Below are 704 nucleotides of genomic sequence, written 5' to 3' on the forward strand. Positions count from 1 at the left end.
CCGGCCAACCAGCGCTGGAGCGTGCGCAGACTCAGCCCCAACACCTCGGCCGCAGGATGCTTGCGGGCGCCAGCTTCAAGCGCTTCGCGCCACCATGCAACGTATTGCTGCCGCTCTGGCAACGAGGTCAGTTGTCCTCGTCGACGTTGCTCCAGTAGGCATCGAGCTTTTTTTGCAATATCAGCAGAGCTGCCGCCTCGGCCAGGGCCTTGTCTTTGCGCCGCAGCTCTTGCTCCAGTTGCCGGATACGCTTCTTGTCCGCTTTGGCCTGTGCCTTCTCCGCCTGTTGTAAGGTACGAGCGGATTGCTGGCCCAGAATACAGGCTTGGCGCCATTGCTGGACTTGCTCGGGATAGAGACCCTTACGGCGGCAGTACTCACTGAGTTCAATCTCGGAAAGCGCAGCGGTTTCCAGCACGACGGCGAACTTGGCCTCGGCGGGCCATTCATCGGTCAGTTTGTTGTCCCCGGGCACAGGAGACCCTCCGTCTTTGGCGTGTTTGCGCCAATTATACAGAGTGACCTCGCTGATGTTTTCCTGCCGAGCCAACTCGGCCACCGACATATTGATGGGCGGCAGCAGCTTCTTGAGCAAAGCAGCCTTGCGCTCACTTGAATAACGAGCCATTCGACACTCTTTATCCGCCCCCGGTCTTCACATTTAGATTATTCAGATTAGGCGACAACTATTCTGACACCGGGGG

The 704-nt window shown here is 58.2% G+C and carries 1 pseudogene; it reads right to left on the bottom strand.

Annotated features, from left to right (window positions below):
• Positions 1-628: pseudogene (locus tag MUW49_RS06010) on the bottom strand (IS3-like element ISAs20 family transposase); the annotation flags it as partial.
• Positions 629-704 lie beyond the last annotated feature (76 nt).

It is taken from the genome of Aeromonas sp. LsrichE-8G (genome assembly GCF_022869435.1).
GTDB classification, from domain to species: Bacteria; Pseudomonadota; Gammaproteobacteria; order Enterobacterales; family Aeromonadaceae; genus Aeromonas; species Aeromonas caviae.